Source organism: Brevundimonas sp. GCM10030266, assembly GCF_042666595.1.
In the GTDB taxonomy this organism is placed as follows: domain Bacteria; phylum Pseudomonadota; class Alphaproteobacteria; order Caulobacterales; family Caulobacteraceae; genus Brevundimonas.
This window is the reverse complement of sequence record NZ_JBHTCY010000001.1, coordinates 132,240-150,654: the sequence shown is the minus strand read 5'-3', so window position 1 is coordinate 150,654 and position 18,415 is coordinate 132,240. Positions and strand designations below refer to the sequence as shown.

Here is an 18,415-nt window from a genome sequence, read left to right as displayed (position 1 = left end):
GTCATGTGCACAAGCGTGACCGTGCCGCTACACGACGCTAAACCGGCCTGACGAGACCTGACTCGCCACAGAACCGCCACGCCCGTCCGGTGCACAGGGACGGATACGGAAGGACGCCTGAATGACTATCGCCGCCGAAGCCTCTTCGATGTTGAACCCCGTCGAACTGTTCCTGCGGGCCGACTATGTGGTGAAGGCCGTCATGGTCGGTCTGGCCGTCGCCTCGGTCTGGTCGTGGGCGGTCATCATCAGCAAGGCCCTCGGCTTCGCCTCGCTGAACAGCCAGGCCAACGCCTTCGAACAGGCGGTCGGGTCCGGGCGCTCGCTTGAGGAAATCGCGGCCCAGGCGGGACCGGCTCCGGCCCATCCCCTGCCGCGCATGCTGGTCATCGCCCTCAGCGACTGGCGCGAGGCCCGCACCCGCGGCCTGACCAGCGAGGCCCAGGCCAACCTGCTGATGTCGCGCATCGACCGCGCCCTCGACAGCCTGATCGCCCGTGAGGGCCAGCGCGTCGAGAATGGTCTGGGCGTCTTGTCGGTGGTCGCCACCTCCTCGCCCTTCATCGGCCTGTTCGGCACGGTGTGGGGGATCATGAACGCCTTCGGCGCCATCGCCTCGGCCGGCAACACCAATCTGACGACCGTGGCCCCGGCCATTTCGGAGGCCCTGTTCGCCACCGCCATCGGCCTGTTCGCCGCCATCCCGGCCTATATCGCCTACAACAAATTCTCGATCGACGCGGGCAAGTTCACCGGCCGTCTGGAGAGCTTCGCCGACGACCTGCAGGCCGCCGTGGCCCGCCGTCTGGGCTCGGCGCCCGCCGCTGACACCCGCCGGGAGGTCTGAGCATGGCGATGGGAGGAGGAGGCGGCGGCGGACACGTTCGCGGTCGTCGTCGGGCGCGCAAGCGTCCGCTCAGCGAAATCAACGTCACCCCGCTGGTCGACGTCATGCTGGTGCTGCTGATCATCTTCATGATCTCGGCGCCCCTGCTGACGACCGGCGTTGAGGTGGAGCTGCCCAAGACCGAGGCCAGTTCGGTGGACACCACCAGCGAGCCGGTGACGGTGGCCATCCAGCAGAACGGCGAGATCTTCGTCGGCGAAAATCAGGTGCGCTGGGAAGATCTGGTCCCGACGGTGGCCCGCGAAGGCGGCGCCGACGCGCGCGAGAAGCCGATCTTCATCCGCGCCGACGGCCGCGCGCCCTATCAGGCCGTGGCCCGCGTCATGGCCCGCCTGTCGTCGGAAGGCTTCGCCAAGCTGAACCTCATCACCGACACCAGCGCGTCTCCCGAGGGCTGACGGCGTGGAGCGTCCCGGCCCCGCCCTGATCGGATCGCTCGCGATTCACGCCGGCATCGCCGGGGTGATCGCGTGGTCGCTGCTGTTCGCCCCTCCGCCAAAGTCGGTGGAGATCCGCAACGCCGTGCCGGTGCAGGTCGTCTCGGATGTCGAGGTGTTGGGCGCCGCCCCGCTGAACCCCAGCGAGGAACTGATCGAGGAAACCAACACCGCGCCGATGGAATCGCTGCCCGAGCCCACGCCGCCCGAGCCGACCCCCACGCCGCCGACGCCCGCGCCGACCCCGCGTCCAACCCCGCCGCCGCGTCCCACGCCCCAGCCGACGCCGCCCCGGCCCCAGCCTCAACCGCCGCGCTCGCAACCCACGCCGCCGCGCGCCCAGCCGACGCCGCCCCGCCCGCCCTCGCGCCCGCCCGCGGAACGCCCCCAGCCCGGCTTCAACCCGGACGCCAACGCCGGCGCCCTGCGCCCCAGCCCCAACACCGGCCGTCGTCCCCCGGCGACCGGCGGCGGCGCCACCGGCAACGCGCCCCGCACCCTCGGCCGCGCTTCGCTGCAGGCGTTGGCGGGCCAGATTCAGAACAACTGGGATGTGCCCTGCGACCTGCCCGGCGGCCGCGACGCGACCATCGCCGTGCGGCTGACGCTTGACGAACGCGGTCGCCTCGTGGGCCCGGCGCGCGCGACCCATTCGAACCGGGCCATCGCCGACGGCGTTGAGAGAGCGATCCGGGCCTCCGTGCCGTTCGACATGCCCCCCGACTACGAGCAGATGGAAATCAACATGTCGTTCCGGACCGCCACGATGTGCGCGAACCGCTGATGGAAACTGACTGTCAGGCTTTCGGGCCTGAAAGTCGCCTCAATCACACCCAAGCTGGCTCCGGTGACAGGCCGGGGCCAGACTGGTCCCAAACCGACCCGACCTGGAGGTCTCGATGCGTTTGAAAGTTCTGATGGTTTCGGCTGCAGCCCTCGCGGCCTGCCTGCCGGGCGTGGTCGCGGCCCAGGCCCCGCAATCCCAGGAGCCGGACGTCATCGTCGATCAGGGCCGCATCCGCGCCTTCCAGATCGCCGTCGCCAATTTCAGCGGCCAGTACGGCTCCGAACTGTCCGGCGTGATCCGCTCCGACCTGCGTCGCACCGGCTATTTCGAGCCGCTCGATCCAGCCTCCTTCGTCGAGACCGGCCTGACGCTGGCCAATGCGCCCAACTTCCCGCAGTGGACCTCCATCGGGGCGCAGGCGGTGCTGTACGGCTCGGTCACCCCGCGCTCGGACGGCCGCAACGACTTCGGCTTCCGCCTCTACGACCCGTACCGCCAGTGCCAGCTGGTCTCGTACCAGTTCACCGCCACGCCCGAGCAATGGCGCCGGATCGGGCACAAGATCGCCGACATGGTCTATTCCCGCATGACCGGCGAAAGCGGCCTGTTCGACAGCCGCGTGATCTTCGTCGCGGAAAGCGGCACCCAACTGAACCGCGTCTCGCGCCTCGCGATCTCCGATCAGGACGGCGTCAATCCGGAGTTCCTGACCACCGGCGAAGAGGTGATCATGTCGCCCCGCTTCTCGCTCAGTGATCCGAACGAGATCACCTATGTGGGGCTCGGCAAGGATTACAGCCGCATCTACCTGCTCAATCTGCAGACCCAGCGCCGCGAAAGCCTGGGCGAGTTCGACGGCCAGGTGCTGGCGCCGCGGTTCTCGAACGACGGCACGAAGATGGCCTTCTCGATTATCCGCAATGGCAACACCGACGTCTATGTGATGGACCTGGCCAGCCGTCAGGTGCGCCGCCTGACCAACGATCCGGGCATCGACACCTCGCCGTCGTTCAGCCCGGACAACAGCCAGATCGTCTTCACCTCGGACCGGTCGGGCAGCGCCCGCCTCTACACCATGCGCGCCGACGGTTCGGGCCAGCGCCCGATCTCGCGCGGCGGCGGCATCTACACCGCCCCCAGCTGGAGCCCGCGCGGCGACCTGATCGCCTTCACCAAACAGGGCGGCGGCCGCTTCTCGACCGGCGTCATGAACACCGACGGCTCGGGCGAGCGCATCCTGTCGTCCAGCTATTTCGAGGAAGGCCCGTCCTGGGCGCCGAACGGCCGCTACATCATGTTCGCCCGCCAGAGCCCCGGCGGCGACACCCGCCTGTGGACGGTCGACCTGTCCGGTCGGGTGGTGAACCAGTCCGGGTACAACGGGCGCGGCACCGATCCGTCGTGGTCGCCCCTGCTGGACGACGCGCCCGTCCGCCCCGGCTCGGGCGGTCCGGACGCCTGTCCGAACTAGGGCGCCCGACCCCAAGCGGAGCCTTTGGCTTCAATCCCGCGTTATCGTGATTGGCCAAGCCGCTGGTGCGACATTAACGACCATATACAGCAAAGCTAAATCGGGGCGCAGGCCCCGGCGCCCACAGGAGACGATCCAGATGATCAAGACCACGACCCTCGTTCGCCTGGCCGCCGTTGGCGTGGCCGTCACCGCCATCGCGGCCTGTACGCCGCGTCGTCCGGTCGAGACCGGCACGGGCGAAGTCGCTCCGCCGACCAACCCGCAGTACCCGTCCAACCCCGGCGGCGGCATCGACGGCGGCAACCTCGGCTCGGCCGCTCCGGGCTCGGAGCAGGACTTCATCGTCAACGTCGGCGACCGCGTCTATTTCGACCTCGACAGCTACACCGTCCGTCCGGAGGCCCGTCCGCGTCTGGACGCCCAGGTCCAGTGGCTGCAGCGCTATCCGGGCGTCACCGTCCGCATCGAGGGCAACGCCGACGAACGCGGCACCCGCGAGTACAACCTGGCCCTGGGCGCCCGCCGCGCCGAGTCGGTCCGCACCTATCTGATCGAGCGCGGCATCCCGGCCGCCCGCATCGACACCATCAGCTTCGGCAAGGAGCGCCCGATCGCCGCCGGCTCGAGCGAGGAGTCGTGGGCCCGCAACCGCAACGCCCACACCGCCATCGTTTCGGGCGCCACGCGCTGATCGACGGCTGAAGACCACAGGGAAGGGGCGTCGGCGCGGCCGGCGCCCCTTTTCTTTTGAGGGCCGGGTCCGCAAAATCGCGGCCGATACGGTCATTGGGGGATGCGTATGGATATCGAGGCAGCGGGCGGCGCGGTCACCGCCGGACTGATCGCGGGGGCGGTCGAGAAGCCGACCGGCAAGGCGGGCGAGGCGCACCACGGAACCTGCGCGGACTGCGGGGCCGAGACCTCGGGCAATTTCTGCTCCAACTGCGGCCAGCCGACCCACGTCCACCGCACCCTTCTGCATTTGGGCGAGGAAGTCCTGCACGGCGTCATGCATTTCGACGCCCGCATCTGGCGCACCCTGCCGCTGCTGGCCTTCAATCCGGGCAAGCTGACCCGCGAGTGGATCCACGGCAAGCGGACCCGCTACGTCTCGCCGCTGGCGATGTTCCTGTTCACGGTCTTCATCACCTTCTTCGCCCTCAGCTTCGTGCACATGCCGGAGTCCTCCTACCACCCGGTCAGCACGGTCGCCGGTGAAGAGGGCGCGGCCGAGTTCGAGAGGGGGCGTGAGGAGATCGCCGCCGCCCGCGCCCAGGCCACGACCGCCGCGGACAAGGCGGCGCTGGATGTCGCCGACGGCGTCCTGGCGGGGATCAGCAAGAAGGACGGAGGCGCCGACGCCGCGCATGCCGGCGGCGTGGATACGGACAGCTGGCAGGGGGCGGTCAGCGAGATCGCCAGCGATGTCTACTCTGATCCGAACGTCGGTCCGGGCGCCAAGAAGATCGCCAAGAAGATGATGAACCCCGATCTGGCGATCTACAAAATCCAGCAGACCTTCTACAAATTCGCCTTCCTGCTGGTGCCGCTTTCGATCCCCTTCATGGCCCTGCTGTTCCTGTGGCGGCGCAAGACCACCCTCTATGACCACGGCGTCTTCGTTCTGTATTCGCTGACCTTCGTGGTTCTGGTCGGCCTCATCGCCATCGGCCTGGGCTTCATCCATCCGGTGCTGGGCGGTCTGGCGTGGTTCGCGATCATCTTCGGCCTGCCGGTCCACCAGTTCGCCCAGCTCAAGGGCGGCTATGAGCTCGGCTGGTTCTCGACCATCTGGCGGTTCTTCTTCCTGCAGAACTTCTGCTGGATCATCGTCGGCCTGTTCGTCACGGCGATCTTCTATCTGGCGGTCGGCGTCTGATCGCCTTGCGACCGCCCCAAATCCGGTGAAACTGTTCCCATGCCCAAGCTCCTGACCTCGGTGTCCCGCAAGACCCTCATCTCCGTCATCGGCGTGGTGATGATCGCCGGCACGACCACGGTCGTCGCCCAGACCGTGCCGTTGGAGCCGATCCAGTGGGACAAGCGCCGGCTGGACCAGCTGGATCGCAACGTCCGCCGCCTCGAACGCGCCGTGACCCAGCGCAACGCCGCCGGCCAGCCGGTGCTGGTCGAGCCGGACCCCGAGGTCATCGCCCTGCAGGGCCGGGTCGAGCTGATGGACCGCCGCCTCCAGGATCTGGAAGCCACCGTCCAGCGTGTGAACGGCGACCTCGAACGCCTGACCTTCGCCGTGGATGAGGGCAAGCGGGACAACGCCGCCCTGTCGACCCGCCTGCGCGAGTCCGAAGGGCGGGTCCGCAGCATGGAGCAGGCCGCCGCCCGCGAGAACGAGCTGAACTCGCCGATCTCCAGCACCTCGCCGACCGGCGACCCGGCCCGTGACCTGTCCGCCGCCGTGCGTCTGGCCGCCACCGATCCGGCGCTCGGCGACCGCGCCCTGCAGACCGTGACCCTGGCCTGGCCGGATGCGCCGCAGGCCCGCGAGGCTTTCAGCCGCCTCGGCGACCTGCGCGTCTCGGACGGCGATTTCGACAATGCCGTGCGGGCCTATTCCTCGGCCCTGCGCGGCTGGCCGACCACGCCCTGGGCCCCGGCCACCACCCTGGAGCTGGCCAACGCCCTGAACTCGGCCGACCGCAAGACCGACGCCTGCGGAGCCCTGACCGAGTTCACCAACCGATACGCCGCCACCGCCTCGGCGACCCAGCGGACACGCGCCACCGAACTGGGAACGCGCTTCGCCTGCGCGGCCCCGCGCGCGCCCGCGGCCCGCGCCCCGGCCCGGCGCCCCGGCTGAGCCCGTTCGCCCCCGACTGGACCCTCAGGGCCGCCGCGCGGCTGACGGCCCGGCTGCGAACCGATGATCCGCGCCCCGTCGCCCTGGCCCTGTCCGGCGGCGGGGACTCGGTCGCCCTGCTGCATCTGGCCGCCGACTGGGCGAGGGAGCACGGTCGGCCCCTGCTGGCCCTGACCGTCGATCACGGCCTCAATCCCGACAGTCCCGACTGGAGCCGCCGCGCCCGCGCCGCCGCCCACGCCGTCGGGGCCGACTGGCGCGAGTTGCGCTGGACCGGCGACAAGCCCGCCGCCGGGATCTCCGCCGCCGCCCGCACCGCCCGCCACCGCCTGATCGCCGGGGCCGCGCGACAGGCCGGCGCCTCGGTCATCCTGTTCGCCCACACCGCCGATGATGTCGCTGAGGGCGAGCTCATGCGGGCCGACGGCTCCACCCTCGGGCGCCTGCGCGACTGGTCGCCGTCGCCGGTCTGGCCGGAGGGCAGGGGGCTGATGCTCCTGCGTCCCCTGCTGGATGTCAGGCGCGCCGATCTGCGCCACTGGCTCGCCGCCCGCGGCGCCGACTGGATCGAGGACCCCGCCAACGCCGACCCCCGCTTCACCCGCGCCCGCGCGCGTCAGGCGCTCGCCGGACAACATCCGGCTCCGTCGCCGGTCCCGCCCGAGCCCGGCCCCGTCCATGGCGTGCGCGCGGTCGAGGACGACCTGATCCATCTGGCCCGCGATGCTTCCGCCCGTGCGTTGGCGGCGGCGGTGGTCTGCGCCGGCGGAGACGAGCGCCCGCCGCGCGGCGACCGGCTTGCCCGGCTGCGGGAGCGGCTGGCGCAGGGGGAGGTCTTCACCGCCACCCTCTCTGGCGCCCGCATCATCGCCATGGAGGAGGGGGTGTTCCTGACCCGCGAGCCCGGCGAGTTCCGCCGCCTGGGCGCCGAGCCGCTGCCCCTGCCGCCCGGCGTCGAGACGGTCTGGGACGGGCGCTGGTCCCTGACCGTCGAAGAACCCGGCTGGTCCGTCGCCCCGGCCGCCGGTCGCATGGCGGCGCTGTCCGCGGCCGATCAGGCGCGTCTGCGGGCCCTTCCCGCCGCCGTGCGGGGCGGTCGGCCCGTGCTGATCCGGAACAATCCACCTGCAACGGTTCTTGCAGGAGAGGCGGTCGGGGCGCATGCCCTGATCGAACAGAGACTGGCGTTCGCGCTGGACGGAATGACGCATGAACCGGCTCCGGATGCGATGGCGCATGGCGCCCCGCCCCGGAACCACCTATTTTCAGGCGTGAGATTGATTGCCTAGCGAAGCGCCGCCGGCGTTTCAGGAAATGAGACGAGAATGAACCTGCGTAATCTGGCCATACTGGGCGTGCTCGTGCTGGTGCTGTCCGGGGGCTATATCGTCCTGAACCGGACCGGCGCGATGCCGACCGCGCCCGGCGCCGCCGGCGCCGCCGCCGAGGCTCCCGCCACCGCCCAGCGTCCCGGGACCATGAGCTTCTCGGACCTCCAGCGCGCGGTGAACGCGGGCCAGGTCAACAGCGCCGAGGTCCATGGCGAGAACGTCAAGGTCACCCTGAAGGACCAGAAGGTCTACAACGTCACCACCCCGCTGCCGAACGTCGACCTCATCTCGGCGATGAACGAAAAGGGCGCGACGGTCGATGTGAAGAGCACGCGCCAGAGCATCTGGGTCAGCGTTCTGGTCGGTCTGGCGCCCTTCATCCTGCTGATCGCCCTGTGGTTCTTCATCATGAACCGGATGCAGGGCGGCGCGCGCGGCGCCATGGGCTTCGGCAAGTCCAAGGCCAAGCTGCTGACCGAGCACAAGGGCCGCAAGACCTTCGAGGACGTCGCCGGCGTGGACGAGGCCAAGGACGAACTGCAGGAGGTCGTCGACTTCCTCAAGGATCCGGGCAAGTTCCAGCGCCTGGGCGGCAAGATCCCCAAGGGCGCCCTGCTGGTCGGCCCTCCCGGCACCGGCAAGACCCTGCTGGCCCGCGCCGTCGCGGGCGAGGCGGGCGTGCCCTTCTTCTCCATCTCCGGTTCGGACTTCGTTGAAATGTTCGTCGGCGTCGGCGCCTCGCGCGTCCGCGACATGTTCGAACAAGCGAAGAAAAATGCTCCGTGCATCATCTTCATCGACGAAATCGACGCCGTCGGCCGTCATCGCGGCGCCGGTCTGGGCGGCGGCAATGACGAGCGCGAGCAGACCCTGAACCAGCTGCTGGTCGAGATGGACGGCTTCGAGGCGTCCGAGAACATCATCCTGATCGCCGCCACCAACCGTCCTGACGTGCTGGACCCGGCCCTGCTGCGTCCGGGTCGCTTCGACCGTCAGGTCGTGGTGCCGAACCCCGACGTCGCCGGTCGCGAGAAGATCCTGCGCGTTCACATGAAGGACGTGCCGCTGGCCGCCGACGTCAACGTCAAGACCATCGCCCGCGGCACCCCCGGCTTCTCCGGCGCCGACCTGGCCAATCTGGTCAATGAGGCGGCCCTGATGGCGGCCCGCAAGGACCGTCGCATGGTCACGCACCGCGACTTCGAGGACGCCAAGGACAAGGTCATGATGGGCGCCGAGCGCAAGTCGATGGCCATGAGCGAGGACGAGAAGAAGCTGACCGCCTATCACGAGGCCGGTCACGCCCTGGTCGCCATCAACGTCAAGATGGCCGATCCGGTGCACAAGGCGACCATCGTCCCGCGCGGCCGCGCGCTGGGCATGGTGATGCAGCTGCCGGAAGGCGACCGCTATTCGATGAACTACCAGCAGATGGTGGATCGCATCGCCATCATGGCCGGCGGTCGCGTCGCCGAGGAACTGATCTTCGGCAAGGACCACATCACCTCGGGCGCCAGCTCGGACATCCAGCAGGCCACCAAACTGGCCCGGGCCATGGTCACCCGCTGGGGCTTCTCCGAGAAGCTGGGCACCGTCGCCTATGGCGAGAACCAGGAAGAGGTCTTCCTCGGCCACTCCGTCGCCCGCAGCCAGAACGTCTCGGAAGAGACCGCCCGGATCATCGACGAGGAGATCAAGCGTCTGGTCACCGAAGGCTGGGCCGAGGCGCGCAAGATCCTCACCGAGAAGGCCGAGGACCACGAGAAGCTGTCGCAGGCCCTGCTCGAATACGAGACCCTCTCGGGCGAGGAGATCCGCGACCTGCTGGAGAAGGGCCTGGCCCCGAACCGCGACGAGAACAACTTCCCCAACTCGGGCCCCTCGGTCTCGGTGCCGATCACCCCGGTGTCCGACGGCACGGAAGTCGAAACGCCCACGGTCCACTGACCGTCGCGCGTCGTTGAACTGAAGGAGGGCCGGGGAGCAATCCCCGGCCCTTTTGCCTGCCCCCTCTAGCTATCGTCATCCCGGGGGCGCGAAGCGAACCCCGGGACCCAGCGGCGCCGCGACGGCGGCGAAACACCTTCCTCGAAAGTTCGGGCGGCTGCGCTCCCGACAGCTTCGCGCTCACGCGCGCCGCTGGGTCCCGACTTTCGTCGGGATGACGATAGCAGGGAGGGGCTACGTCCAATTCTGACGCACCGCCCTGCTAACCTGCTGCCTGCTGCCTGCTGCCTGCCTGCCTGCCTGCCGCCTCCGCCGATAGACGGCATAGACTCCATAGACGGGATAGACGGTGTATTCGCACCCGTCTCCACCGTCTCACCCGTCTCCGATCCGGCGGCGGATTTCAGTCAGTCGTCTGTTTCGACTGGATATTCTCTCCACTCCCACGCCCAGTCCCATACCCTCGCCCAAACCGCTCGCCAACAAGTTTGCAATTCAAACAAGTCTATTGTAGATCGTCGTTCCTCAAACGAGGGGAGCCCCGTCATGACCCATCAACCCACCGAGCGCCTGCACGGCCTCGACGCCCTGAGGGGCGGCGCCCTGCTGCTGGGCGTCGTCCTGCATGCCAGCCTGTCCTTCTTCCCGCAGCAGATCTGGATCGTCGCCGACGAGCACACCTCCATCGGCGCGGCCTGGGTCTTCTTCGCCATCCACCTGTTCCGGATGACCGCCTTCTTCCTGATCGCCGGCCTGTTCGCCCACATGATGCTGGCCCGCAAAGGCTGGCTGGGCTTCGCCAGGGACCGCGCTGTCCGCATCACCGGCCCGCTGCTGGCCTTCTGGTTTCCGGTCATGGCCGGGATCGTCACCGCCCTGGTCTGGAACGCCCATGTCCAGGGGCTGGTCGTCCCCGGCGCCCCGCCGCCCCCGCCGCCGACCTATGACTGGACCAACATCCCGCTGACCCACCTGTGGTTCCTCTACGTCCTGACCCTGTTCTGCCTTGCGACCCTGATCCTGCGCGCGCCCTTCGCAGCGCTGGACCGCGGCGGCGGCTGGGGCCGGGCCGTGGACCGTCTGACCGGCGCCCTGATCGGCTGGTGGACGCCATTCGTCTTGGCCGCCCCGCTGGCCGTCGCCTTCTGGCTGGACCCGAAGTGGATCGCCTTCTTCGCCATCCCGACCCCCGACGCGGGTCTGGTCCCGCACACGGCCGCCCTCGTCGGCTTCGGCGCGGCCTTCGCGCTCGGCTTCCTGCTGGACCGCCGCCGCGACCTGCTGGGCCGCATCGCCGGCTGGTGGCCGGTCTATCTGATCCTGGCCGTGGTCTCGGGCGTGTGGAGCTACATCCTCGCCGGCGGGCCCAGCCTCGCCCCCATGGCCGAGCCGACCCAGGCCAAGGCCGTCGCCGCCGCCGTCGTCGCCATGGCCGTCTTCAGTTCGGCCCTGGCCGCCGTCGCCCTGTGCCTGCGCTTCCTGTCGGGCCACAGCCCCGTGCGTCGCTACCTCGCCGACGCCTCCTACTGGGTCTACATCCTGCACCTGCCGCTGGTCATGCTGGCCCAGGTCTGGGTGCAGGACTGGGCCGCGCCCTGGTGGCTGAAGCTGATCGGGGTGTCGCTGGGCGTCTTCGCCGTCTGCCTGCTGTCCTATGAGCTGACCGTTCGCCACGGCTCCATGGGTAAATGGCTGAACGGCCGCCGCATCCCCTGGCGCAAGCCGGTCGCCGATCCCGCCGCCATCCCTGCTGAATAACTTGCGAAGCCTCGCCGACTGGTCCACCCCGGATCAGTCGGCAGCCCGAAGAGAATCGCCCAGAGGGACCACTATGCCCGCCAAGCCCCGTCTGCATTCGCCCGAGGATGACCTCGCCTTCATGCGCTCGATCGTCGAGGGCGGCGGCGGCAGCGTGCCCATGACCCTGGCCGTCTGCTACCTCGCCGGCGGTCTGCTGTACGGCCTGCAGTGCCTGTTCCACCTCGGTCAGGTGTTCGGGATCATCGACTGGCCCGACCTCGCCAACCTGCTGTTCGTGGTGGCGATCACCGGGACCTTCCTGTCCATCCTGACCTGGGCGATCCTGCGGGACCGCAAGACGGGGGCGGGCAATCGCGGGCCGCTGGCCTCAAGGGTGACCAGCGCCGCCTTCAACGCCACCGGCATGGCCAATACGGCGGTGATCATTGTCTTCGCGGTCGGCTCCTGGCGCGATCAGGACTTCGCCGTCTGGCTCTACTACGCCGCCATCGTCTTCGCCCTTCAGGCCGCCGCCTGGTACGTCGCCTGGATGCTGAAGAAGAAGGGCTGGATGCTGGCCGTCGCCCTCGGCGGCTGGGTCGCGGCGGTGGCGCTGGGCGTGCTGGTGCGCCAGCCGCTGGCCTATCTGGGCGTCTGCACCGTCGCCCTGTTCCTGCTGTTCGCCCTGCCGGGCTGGATCCTGTACCGCGACGCCCGCAAGGCCGGGCTGAAGGCCGCCTGAGCATGGGGCTGGCCGATCTCGGACGGATCGACGAGGTCATCCACGGTCGCATGCGGCTGGGGATCATGGTCTATCTGGCCGACGTCGAGACCGCCGACTTCACCGAGCTGAAGACCGTCCTGGAGGCCACCCAGGGCAACCTCTCCGTCCACCTCAAGAAGCTGGAGGAGGCGGGCTATGTCGCCATCGACAAGAGCTTCGTGAACAACAAGCCCCTGACCCGCGTCTCCATCACCGAACCCGGCCGAAACGCCTTCAAGAGCTACCTGATGGCGCTCGGCAACCTGATCGGGGGCAAGGGCTGATGGCCGTTCTGCGTCCCCGCGTCATGGGCATCGTCAACGTCACGCCCGACAGCTTCTCGGACGGCGGGCGGCACGACACGGTCGAGGCCGCGATCGCCCACGGGCTGGAGCTGGTCCGGCAGGGCGCAGACATCCTCGACATCGGCGGCGAGAGCACCCGGCCCGGCGCCGAGCCCGTCAGCATTGAGGATGAGGTGATGCGGACCGCCCCCGTCGTCGCCGGCCTGCGCGCCCTCTGGGACGGCCCGATCAGCATCGACACCATGAAGCCCGAGGTGGCCGCCGCCGCCGTCGGGGCGGGCGCCAATATCTGGAACGACGTCACCGCCCTCGGCTTCTCGCCCGCCAGCCTGCCGACTGCCGTGGACCTCGGCTGCGACGTGGTGCTGATGCACATGAAGGGCGAGCCGCGCACCATGCAGGACGCCCCCCACTACGACGACGTGGTCTCCGAGGTCGTCGACTGGCTGGCCGTCCGGGCGGGCGAGGTGATGGCCGCGGGCGTCGCGCCGGACAAGCTGTGGCTCGATCCCGGCATCGGTTTCGGCAAGACGCTGGCGCACAACATGGCCCTGACCGCGAACCTCGAACGGCTGGGCGCCACCGGCCTTCCGGTCCTCTACGCCGCCAGCCGCAAGCGCACCATCGCCGCCATCGACCCGACGGCCATTCAGGCTACTGACCGTCTCGGCGGCTCGCTGGCGCTGGCGCTGGAGGCGGCCCGGCGCGGGGCCCAGATCATCCGCGTCCACGACGTCCGCGAGACCGTCCAGGCCCTGTCGGTTCAGGCCGCTGTCATGGCAGCCGGGTGAGCAGCCTTGCGCCGCGACCCATGGTGAACCAGGCCCAGGTCCAGTTCACATAGACGATGACCCGGCTGCGGAAGTCGATCAGCAGCATCAGGTGGACCATCGACCAGGCCAGCCAGGCGATGAAGCCCTTCAGCTTCCACGGCCCCAGCAGGGCCACCGCCTTCGACCGGCCGATCACCGCCATCGTGCCCCAGTCGCGATAGCGGAACGGCGCCGGATCGGGCCGCCCCTCGGCGCGGGCGCGGACCAGCTTGCCGACCCATTTGCCCTGCTGCTTGGCCACCGGGGCGAGGCCGGGCAGGGGCTTGCCGTCCTGCCGGAAGCTGGCCACGTCGCCGATGGCGAAGACATCCGCCACGCCCGGCACGGCGCAGTCCGATCCGACCACCACCCCGCCGTTGCGCACCGCCTCGGCGCCCAGCCATTGCGCCGCCGGTCGCGCCTCGACCCCGGCGCTCCACAGCACGGCGGCGGCCTCGACGGTCTCGCCGCCCGCGCGCACCACGCCGTCCGCGATCATCTCGACCGCGGTCCCTGTCCGCACCTCGACGCCCAGCTCCTCCAGCGCCGTCTTCGCATAGGCCGACAGGTCCTCGGGGAAGGCGGCCAGCACGCGCGGTCCGGCCTCGAACAGGATGACCCGCGCCCGGGTCGTGTCGATCCGGCGGAACTCGTGGCGCAGGGTCATCCGCGCCATCTCGGCGATGGTCCCGGCGGTCTCGACCCCGGTCGGCCCGGCGCCCACGACGACGAAGGTCATCAGCCGGCGCGCCTCCTCCGGATCGTCGGCCAGCTCGGCCTTCTCGAAGGCGGCCAGCAGCTTGCGGCGGATGGTCAGGGCGTCGTCCAGCGACTTCAGCACCTCGGCCTCGTCGCTCCACTCCGGATGCCCGAAGAAGCTGTAGGCCGCGCCGGTGGCCAGGATCAGCCAGTCATAGGCCTGATCCGGCCCGTCCTTCAGCCGCACCACCTTCGCCGTCGCATCCACCCCCGTCACCTCGCCCATCAGGACGGTGACGTTCTTCTGGCCGCGAAGCAGGGTGCGCGAGGCCGTGGCGATGTCGGCGGGCGACAGAGCGGCGGTGGCGACCTGATAGAGCAGGGGCTGGAACAGGTGGTGGTTGGTCCGATCGATCAGCACCACATCGACATCCGCGCCCCTGAAGGCGCGCGCGGCGGCCAGCCCGCCAAATCCGGCGCCCACGATCACCACGGTCTTCCTCGACACGACAGCTCTCCTGTTCCGATATTCCCTATCTAGTGAATATCGCGCCGGAATGCTCGTCCGGAGCGCTGTTTTCCGACGGTCAGGTTGCCGCAGCCCGGATCAGCGCTTCCGGCGATAGCGGGTCACATTGAAGTCCCGCCATTCCCCGTCGTCGTCGCGAAAGCGGCCCGTGGTGGTCCGCTCATCGTTCGACACGATCTCCCAGGTGTCCTCATAGTCGGTCTCGCCCGGCGTCCCGTCCATGCGCGGTCCGCGGCTGGCCAGAGTCATGCGGTCCCCGTCCGGCGCGCCATCATAGACCCACAGGCCCGCATACTCCCAGCTGATGAAGTCGCCGGTGACGCGCCCGGTCTCCTTGTCCAGCGCCAGCTGGAAGCGGGCGTGGTCATCGCTCTCGATGACGATCCAGGCGCCCCGCCGGGTCACCGTCTCCGCGCCCGTGCTCTGCCGTTCGGGATCGGACGGTATGCTGTCGGCCTCATAGGTCCACTCGCCCACCAGTCGGTCCAGCCAGTCGCTCATGATCGTTCTCCTGCTGCGGTCTGACCCTAACGGCGACAGGCGAACCTGGATCGGTGTCGGCGGGCGAGGGCGTCAATATGCCTCTGGCCGCTTGCCCGCCGCTCCGGACTCGGCCATTCGCAGTCCATGACCTCTCTCGGACGCGTCCTGATCATCGCCGGCTCGGACTCGGGCGGCGGCGCGGGCATACAGGCGGACACCAAGGCCGTGACGGCCATGGGCGGCTTCGCGGCCACCGCCATCACCGCCATCACGGTTCAGAACACCCTGGGCGTTCACGGCGTCCATCCCCTGCCGCTGGACTTGATCGAGGCGCAGGCGCGGGCGGTGCTGGACGACATCGGCGCCGACGCCATCAAGACCGGCATGCTGGGCTCCACCGATGTGGTCGAGCGGGTCGCCGCCATCCTCGACACCTCCGACGCCGCCGTGGTCGTGGACCCGGTCATGATCGCCAAGGGCGGCCACCCCCTGCTGCCGGACGAGGCGGTGCAGGCGGTGCGGTCGCTGATGATCCCGCGCGCCGCCCTGCTGACCCCCAACGCGCCCGAGGCCGAGGCCCTGACCGGCCTCACGGTCGCCGACCTCGACGGCCAGCGCCGGGCGGGCGAGTTCCTGCTCGGCATGGGCGCCAAGGCGGTGCTGATGAAGGGCGGCCACGTCGCCACCGGCGACCGCGTCACCGACGTTCTGGTCACCCCGGAGGGCGAGACCCTGCTGGAGGGCGAGCGCGTCGACACCCGCCACACCCACGGCACCGGCTGCACCTTGGCCAGCGCCTGCGCCGCCGGTCTGGCCAAGGGGCTGCCGCTCGAAATCGCCGTGACCGAGGCCTGGGCCTATGTCGCCGAAGCCATCCGCCGCGCCCCCGGCCTCGGCGGCGGGCACGGTCCGCTGGATCACGGCTGGACGCTGCGCCGATGAGCGATCTGGAGGTCCGGCTCGGCAAGATCGTTCGCGCCAACCCCGACCTGATGCACGTGCTGACGACGGTGCGTGGTCTCGGGCTGAACGACTGGCGGGTGTTCTCGGGCGCTGTCTATCAGGCCGTCTGGAACGACCTGACCGGCCGCCCGGTCGGCTACGGGATCAAGGATTACGACCTCGGCTATTTCGACCCGGACACCAGCTGGGACGCCGAGGACAAGGTGATCAAGAAGGTCGCCTCCGCCTTCGAGCCGCCCTTCCGCGACATCGTCGAGGTCCGCAATCAGGCCCGCGTCCACATCTGGTTCCCTGAGCGCTTCGGCGAGCCCTATGAGGCCCTGCCCGACACAGACACGGCCCTCAGCCGCTTCGTCGCCCCGGCCTTCTCGGTCGGCGTGCGGCTGGAGGCGGATGACAGCATCAGCGTCGCGGCGCCCTTCGGGCTGGACGACATGTTCGCTATGGTTTTGCGCCCCAACCCGAACCGCCCGCTGGCGAAGGGCTGGGACAAGGCGGTGGCGAGCGCGAAAGAGCGGTGGCCTGAGCTGAGGGTGGAGACAGCATAGTGAAGCAGTGGACCATCGACGCCTTCGCTTCTGCCCCCTTCAAGGGCAATCCCGCCTGTGTGGTGGAGCCCTTCGACCAGTGGCCGGACGCTGCGTGGATGCAGGCGCTGGCGAAGGAGAACAATCAGGCCGAGACCGCTTTCCTCCTGCGGACCGATGATCCCGCCCGCTTCGGCCTGCGCTGGTTCACCCCGCGGATGGAGGTCGATCTGTGCGGGCACGCCACCCTCGCCTCCGCCCATGTGCTGCTGGCCGAGCTGGGGCTGTCGGTTGACGCCCTGACCTTCGACACCCGCTCCGGGCCGCTGATCGTGCGGGCGAGCGACGGCGGCTATGAGATGGACTTCCCGGCCGATCCGCCCCGTCGCACCGGCGCCGTCGAAGGACTGGCCGAGGCCTTGGGTGTCGCGCCGCTGGAGGTCTGGGCCGGGCGTTATCTGGTCGCTGTGCTCGCTGATGCCGCCGCCGTTCACGCCTGTGCGCCCGACATTCGCGGCCTCGCCACCCTGCAGGGCGAAGCGGGTGAACCCGGCCAGGTCATTGTCTGCGCCCCCGCCGAACCGTCTGACGACGTCGATGTGGTCGACCGCTTCTTCGCCCCCGGCTGCGGGGTGGACGAGGATCCGGCGACCGGCTCGGCCCACTGCATCCTGGCGCCGCTGTATGCGGACAAGCTGGGGCGCGCCGACGTCCGCTTCCGGCAGGTCTTCCCCGGCCGCGGCGGCGACATCGCCACTGTCCTGAACGGCGACCGCGTCCTGCTGCGCGGGCAGGCGATGACAGTGATCGAGAGCCGGTTGAGGGTCTGAGGTTCCGGTCCCTCTCCCGATGGGAGAGGGCTTGAGCGCCCGCGAGCGTAGCGAGTGGCTGCGCGACCCGAAGGGCGGCGCGTAGCAGCCAAAGGGTGAGGGGCGCTCGTTGGCATTCGGCGTAAGCCGTGTCGCTGTTCCGGGCGGTCGGCTTGGGCCGACTGAAGCAGCCGCCCCTCATCCGACGGGGCTCCGCCCCGCCACCTTCTCCCATCGGGAGAAGGGAATCCGACCGTACGTCCAAATCTGACGCATCACCCTGCTAGACTGCGTTCTCTGGTCTTTGACAATCGAACACCCCCTCCGGCGCACGCGCGAAAGTGGACGATCTGGTCAGTCTGGACCCCTTTTTTTGAGTGCACTTTCCACCCGGGCGCGGCCCAAGGGAAAGGGGCGCGACCCTTGCGGATCGCGCCCCTCGCTGACCTCTCGGGGAGGGAAGGTCAGATGTTACCGGCGACGGCCGTTGTTGTCGGCGCGTTCCCAGCGGACCTGACGCGACAGGTTGTCGTAGCGGCGGTCCAGATCGTTGCGCTCACGGACCGTCAGGCCGCCGCGCTGGTAGCTGTACTCGAGGCGAACCAGCTCGTTCAGCTGACCGCGCAGGCGGGTGGCTTCCCGACGGCTCAGCGAGCCGTTGCGCTGGCCGACGTCGATGCGGCGATCCAGATTGTATTTGCGCTGGGCGATCGGTTGCCAGCCACGGTGGTTCTGCTCGTAACGCGGACCGTCGTAGCGGTGCGACTGGGCCGAGGCGACTGCCGGGACCGCGACGGAAGCCGCGGCCAGGACGAGGGCGGGGATGATGGCTTTCTTGAACATCGGGTCTCTCCTGTTGGCGCAACCGAGGTGGCTGCGTTGACATGGAGAAAAGCACCCCCGGCCTGAGCCCGATCTGAACAGCGAAAGTCAGTTAGCGTTCATCAGGATGAAATCGCCGTCACGCTCCGGGGGCGTTCGTCGCGATTGAAGAATGATCCGTGCGCGCGTGAGGGGGATCACCCGGGCTCGCAAAAAAGAGTCTCCTGATGCACGCCGGACGACGCGAGGGCGATGAAACATG

General features: G+C 69.3%; 19 protein-coding genes. 16 read left to right on the top strand and 3 right to left on the bottom strand.

Translation table 11 applies throughout. The features are described 5' to 3' along the window. Positions 1-121: 121 nt before the first annotated feature. From tolQ to folP, 13 genes are all read left to right on the top strand, one after another. The gene (gene tolQ, locus ACFQQC_RS00865; RefSeq protein ID WP_376858785.1) at positions 122-847 is read left to right on the top strand and encodes a protein TolQ; all 726 of its coding nucleotides are present in this window, start codon (positions 122-124) and stop codon (positions 845-847) included. 2 nt (positions 848-849) lie between these two features. Continuing rightward, positions 850-1,305 carry an ExbD/TolR family protein gene (locus tag ACFQQC_RS00860; RefSeq protein WP_376858783.1) on the top strand — a complete coding sequence of 152 codons (456 nt, stop codon included), beginning with the start codon at positions 850-852 and terminating at the stop codon, positions 1,303-1,305. A gap of 4 nt (positions 1,306-1,309) precedes the next feature. After that, positions 1,310-2,128: a TonB C-terminal domain-containing protein gene (locus tag ACFQQC_RS00855; protein WP_376858781.1), complete on the top strand. Its 819-nt coding sequence runs from the start codon at positions 1,310-1,312 to the stop codon at positions 2,126-2,128. A 115-nt stretch (positions 2,129-2,243) separates the two neighbouring features. Further along, positions 2,244-3,602 carry a Tol-Pal system beta propeller repeat protein TolB gene (gene tolB, locus ACFQQC_RS00850; protein WP_376858779.1) on the top strand — a complete coding sequence of 453 codons (1,359 nt, stop codon included), beginning with the start codon at positions 2,244-2,246 and terminating at the stop codon, positions 3,600-3,602. Positions 3,603-3,741: 139 nt separating this feature from the next. Further along, on the top strand, positions 3,742-4,296 hold the full coding sequence (gene pal, locus ACFQQC_RS00845; RefSeq protein ID WP_376858777.1) for a peptidoglycan-associated lipoprotein Pal: 555 nt from the start codon (positions 3,742-3,744) through the stop codon (positions 4,294-4,296). Between the two features lie 108 nt (positions 4,297-4,404). Further along, positions 4,405-5,484 carry a DUF3667 domain-containing protein gene (locus ACFQQC_RS00840; RefSeq protein WP_376858775.1) on the top strand — a complete coding sequence of 360 codons (1,080 nt, stop codon included), beginning with the start codon at positions 4,405-4,407 and terminating at the stop codon, positions 5,482-5,484. A gap of 39 nt (positions 5,485-5,523) precedes the next feature. Then, positions 5,524-6,423, top strand: a complete 900-nt coding sequence (locus ACFQQC_RS00835) for a tol-pal system YbgF family protein (protein WP_376858773.1) — start codon at positions 5,524-5,526, stop codon at positions 6,421-6,423. Beyond that, a complete protein-coding gene (tilS, locus tag ACFQQC_RS00830; protein ID WP_376860816.1) occupies positions 6,306-7,712 on the top strand; it encodes a tRNA lysidine(34) synthetase TilS in 1,407 nt (468 codons plus the stop codon). Before ACFQQC_RS00835 ends, tilS begins: the two co-directional genes overlap by 118 nt. 36 nt (positions 7,713-7,748) lie before the next feature. After that, on the top strand, positions 7,749-9,701 hold the full coding sequence (gene ftsH, locus ACFQQC_RS00825) for an ATP-dependent zinc metalloprotease FtsH (protein WP_376858771.1): 1,953 nt from the start codon (positions 7,749-7,751) through the stop codon (positions 9,699-9,701). A 546-nt stretch (positions 9,702-10,247) separates the two neighbouring features. After that, a complete protein-coding gene (locus ACFQQC_RS00820; RefSeq protein ID WP_376858769.1) occupies positions 10,248-11,459 on the top strand; it encodes an acyltransferase family protein in 1,212 nt (403 codons plus the stop codon). A 73-nt stretch (positions 11,460-11,532) separates the two neighbouring features. Further along, positions 11,533-12,183: a hypothetical protein gene (locus ACFQQC_RS00815; RefSeq protein ID WP_376858767.1), complete on the top strand. Its 651-nt coding sequence runs from the start codon at positions 11,533-11,535 to the stop codon at positions 12,181-12,183. Positions 12,184-12,185: 2 nt separating this feature from the next. After that, positions 12,186-12,488 carry a winged helix-turn-helix domain-containing protein gene (locus ACFQQC_RS00810; RefSeq protein ID WP_376858765.1) on the top strand — a complete coding sequence of 101 codons (303 nt, stop codon included), beginning with the start codon at positions 12,186-12,188 and terminating at the stop codon, positions 12,486-12,488. Then, positions 12,488-13,300 (top strand): dihydropteroate synthase, encoded by an 813-nt coding sequence (gene folP / locus ACFQQC_RS00805; protein ID WP_376858763.1) that lies wholly within the window; start codon positions 12,488-12,490, stop codon positions 13,298-13,300. The genes ACFQQC_RS00810 and folP overlap by 1 nt, the downstream gene beginning before the upstream one ends. Here folP and ACFQQC_RS00800 read toward each other — a convergent pair. Both ACFQQC_RS00800 and ACFQQC_RS00795 read right to left on the bottom strand, forming a co-directional pair. Continuing rightward, positions 13,284-14,528, bottom strand: coding sequence for an NAD(P)/FAD-dependent oxidoreductase (locus ACFQQC_RS00800; RefSeq protein WP_376858761.1), 1,245 nt, complete (start codon positions 14,526-14,528; stop codon positions 13,284-13,286). The genes folP and ACFQQC_RS00800 overlap by 17 nt on opposite strands. A 99-nt stretch (positions 14,529-14,627) precedes the next feature. Then, the gene (locus ACFQQC_RS00795) at positions 14,628-15,050 is read right to left on the bottom strand and encodes a DUF1579 family protein (protein WP_376858759.1); all 423 of its coding nucleotides are present in this window, start codon (positions 15,048-15,050) and stop codon (positions 14,628-14,630) included. Between the two features lie 126 nt (positions 15,051-15,176). On the opposite strand from ACFQQC_RS00795, the gene thiD reads away from it, so the two are divergent. Genes thiD through ACFQQC_RS00780 form a run of 3 tightly spaced genes read left to right on the top strand, consistent with a single transcriptional unit; the run spans position 15,177 to position 17,352 of the window. Next, positions 15,177-15,974 carry a bifunctional hydroxymethylpyrimidine kinase/phosphomethylpyrimidine kinase gene (thiD, locus tag ACFQQC_RS00790; RefSeq protein WP_376858757.1) on the top strand — a complete coding sequence of 266 codons (798 nt, stop codon included), beginning with the start codon at positions 15,177-15,179 and terminating at the stop codon, positions 15,972-15,974. Further along, positions 15,971-16,543 (top strand): nucleotidyltransferase family protein, encoded by a 573-nt coding sequence (locus ACFQQC_RS00785; RefSeq protein ID WP_376858755.1) that lies wholly within the window; start codon positions 15,971-15,973, stop codon positions 16,541-16,543. Before thiD ends, ACFQQC_RS00785 begins: the two co-directional genes overlap by 4 nt. Further along, on the top strand, positions 16,543-17,352 hold the full coding sequence (locus ACFQQC_RS00780) for a PhzF family phenazine biosynthesis protein (protein WP_376858753.1): 810 nt from the start codon (positions 16,543-16,545) through the stop codon (positions 17,350-17,352). The genes ACFQQC_RS00785 and ACFQQC_RS00780 overlap by 1 nt, the downstream gene beginning before the upstream one ends. A 450-nt stretch (positions 17,353-17,802) precedes the next feature. On the opposite strand, the gene ACFQQC_RS00775 is transcribed toward ACFQQC_RS00780, so the two are convergent. Further along, a complete protein-coding gene (locus tag ACFQQC_RS00775; protein ID WP_376858751.1) occupies positions 17,803-18,174 on the bottom strand; it encodes a hypothetical protein in 372 nt (123 codons plus the stop codon). Positions 18,175-18,415 lie beyond the last annotated feature (241 nt).

Excerpts from the sequence above, each read along its gene's own strand:
- thiD (WP_376858757.1), top strand. The coding sequence starts at position 15,177 with ATGACCTCTCTCGGACGCGTCCTGATCATCGCCGGCTCGGACTCGGGC.
- ACFQQC_RS00775 (WP_376858751.1), bottom strand. The coding sequence starts at position 18,174 with ATGTTCAAGAAAGCCATCATCCCCGCCCTCGTCCTGGCCGCGGCTTCC.
- ACFQQC_RS00815 (WP_376858767.1), top strand. The coding sequence starts at position 11,533 with ATGCCCGCCAAGCCCCGTCTGCATTCGCCCGAGGATGACCTCGCCTTC.
- pal (WP_376858777.1), top strand. The coding sequence starts at position 3,742 with ATGATCAAGACCACGACCCTCGTTCGCCTGGCCGCCGTTGGCGTGGCC.
- ACFQQC_RS00840 (WP_376858775.1), top strand. The coding sequence starts at position 4,405 with ATGGATATCGAGGCAGCGGGCGGCGCGGTCACCGCCGGACTGATCGCG.
- ACFQQC_RS00860 (WP_376858783.1), top strand. The coding sequence starts at position 850 with ATGGCGATGGGAGGAGGAGGCGGCGGCGGACACGTTCGCGGTCGTCGT.
- tolQ (WP_376858785.1), top strand. The coding sequence starts at position 122 with ATGACTATCGCCGCCGAAGCCTCTTCGATGTTGAACCCCGTCGAACTG.
- ACFQQC_RS00820 (WP_376858769.1), top strand. The coding sequence starts at position 10,248 with ATGACCCATCAACCCACCGAGCGCCTGCACGGCCTCGACGCCCTGAGG.
- ACFQQC_RS00835 (WP_376858773.1), top strand. The coding sequence starts at position 5,524 with ATGCCCAAGCTCCTGACCTCGGTGTCCCGCAAGACCCTCATCTCCGTC.
- tolB (WP_376858779.1), top strand. The coding sequence starts at position 2,244 with ATGCGTTTGAAAGTTCTGATGGTTTCGGCTGCAGCCCTCGCGGCCTGC.
- ACFQQC_RS00795 (WP_376858759.1), bottom strand. The coding sequence starts at position 15,050 with ATGAGCGACTGGCTGGACCGACTGGTGGGCGAGTGGACCTATGAGGCC.
- ftsH (WP_376858771.1), top strand. The coding sequence starts at position 7,749 with ATGAACCTGCGTAATCTGGCCATACTGGGCGTGCTCGTGCTGGTGCTG.
- folP (WP_376858763.1), top strand. The coding sequence starts at position 12,488 with ATGGCCGTTCTGCGTCCCCGCGTCATGGGCATCGTCAACGTCACGCCC.
- ACFQQC_RS00785 (WP_376858755.1), top strand. The coding sequence starts at position 15,971 with ATGAGCGATCTGGAGGTCCGGCTCGGCAAGATCGTTCGCGCCAACCCC.
- ACFQQC_RS00810 (WP_376858765.1), top strand. The coding sequence starts at position 12,186 with ATGGGGCTGGCCGATCTCGGACGGATCGACGAGGTCATCCACGGTCGC.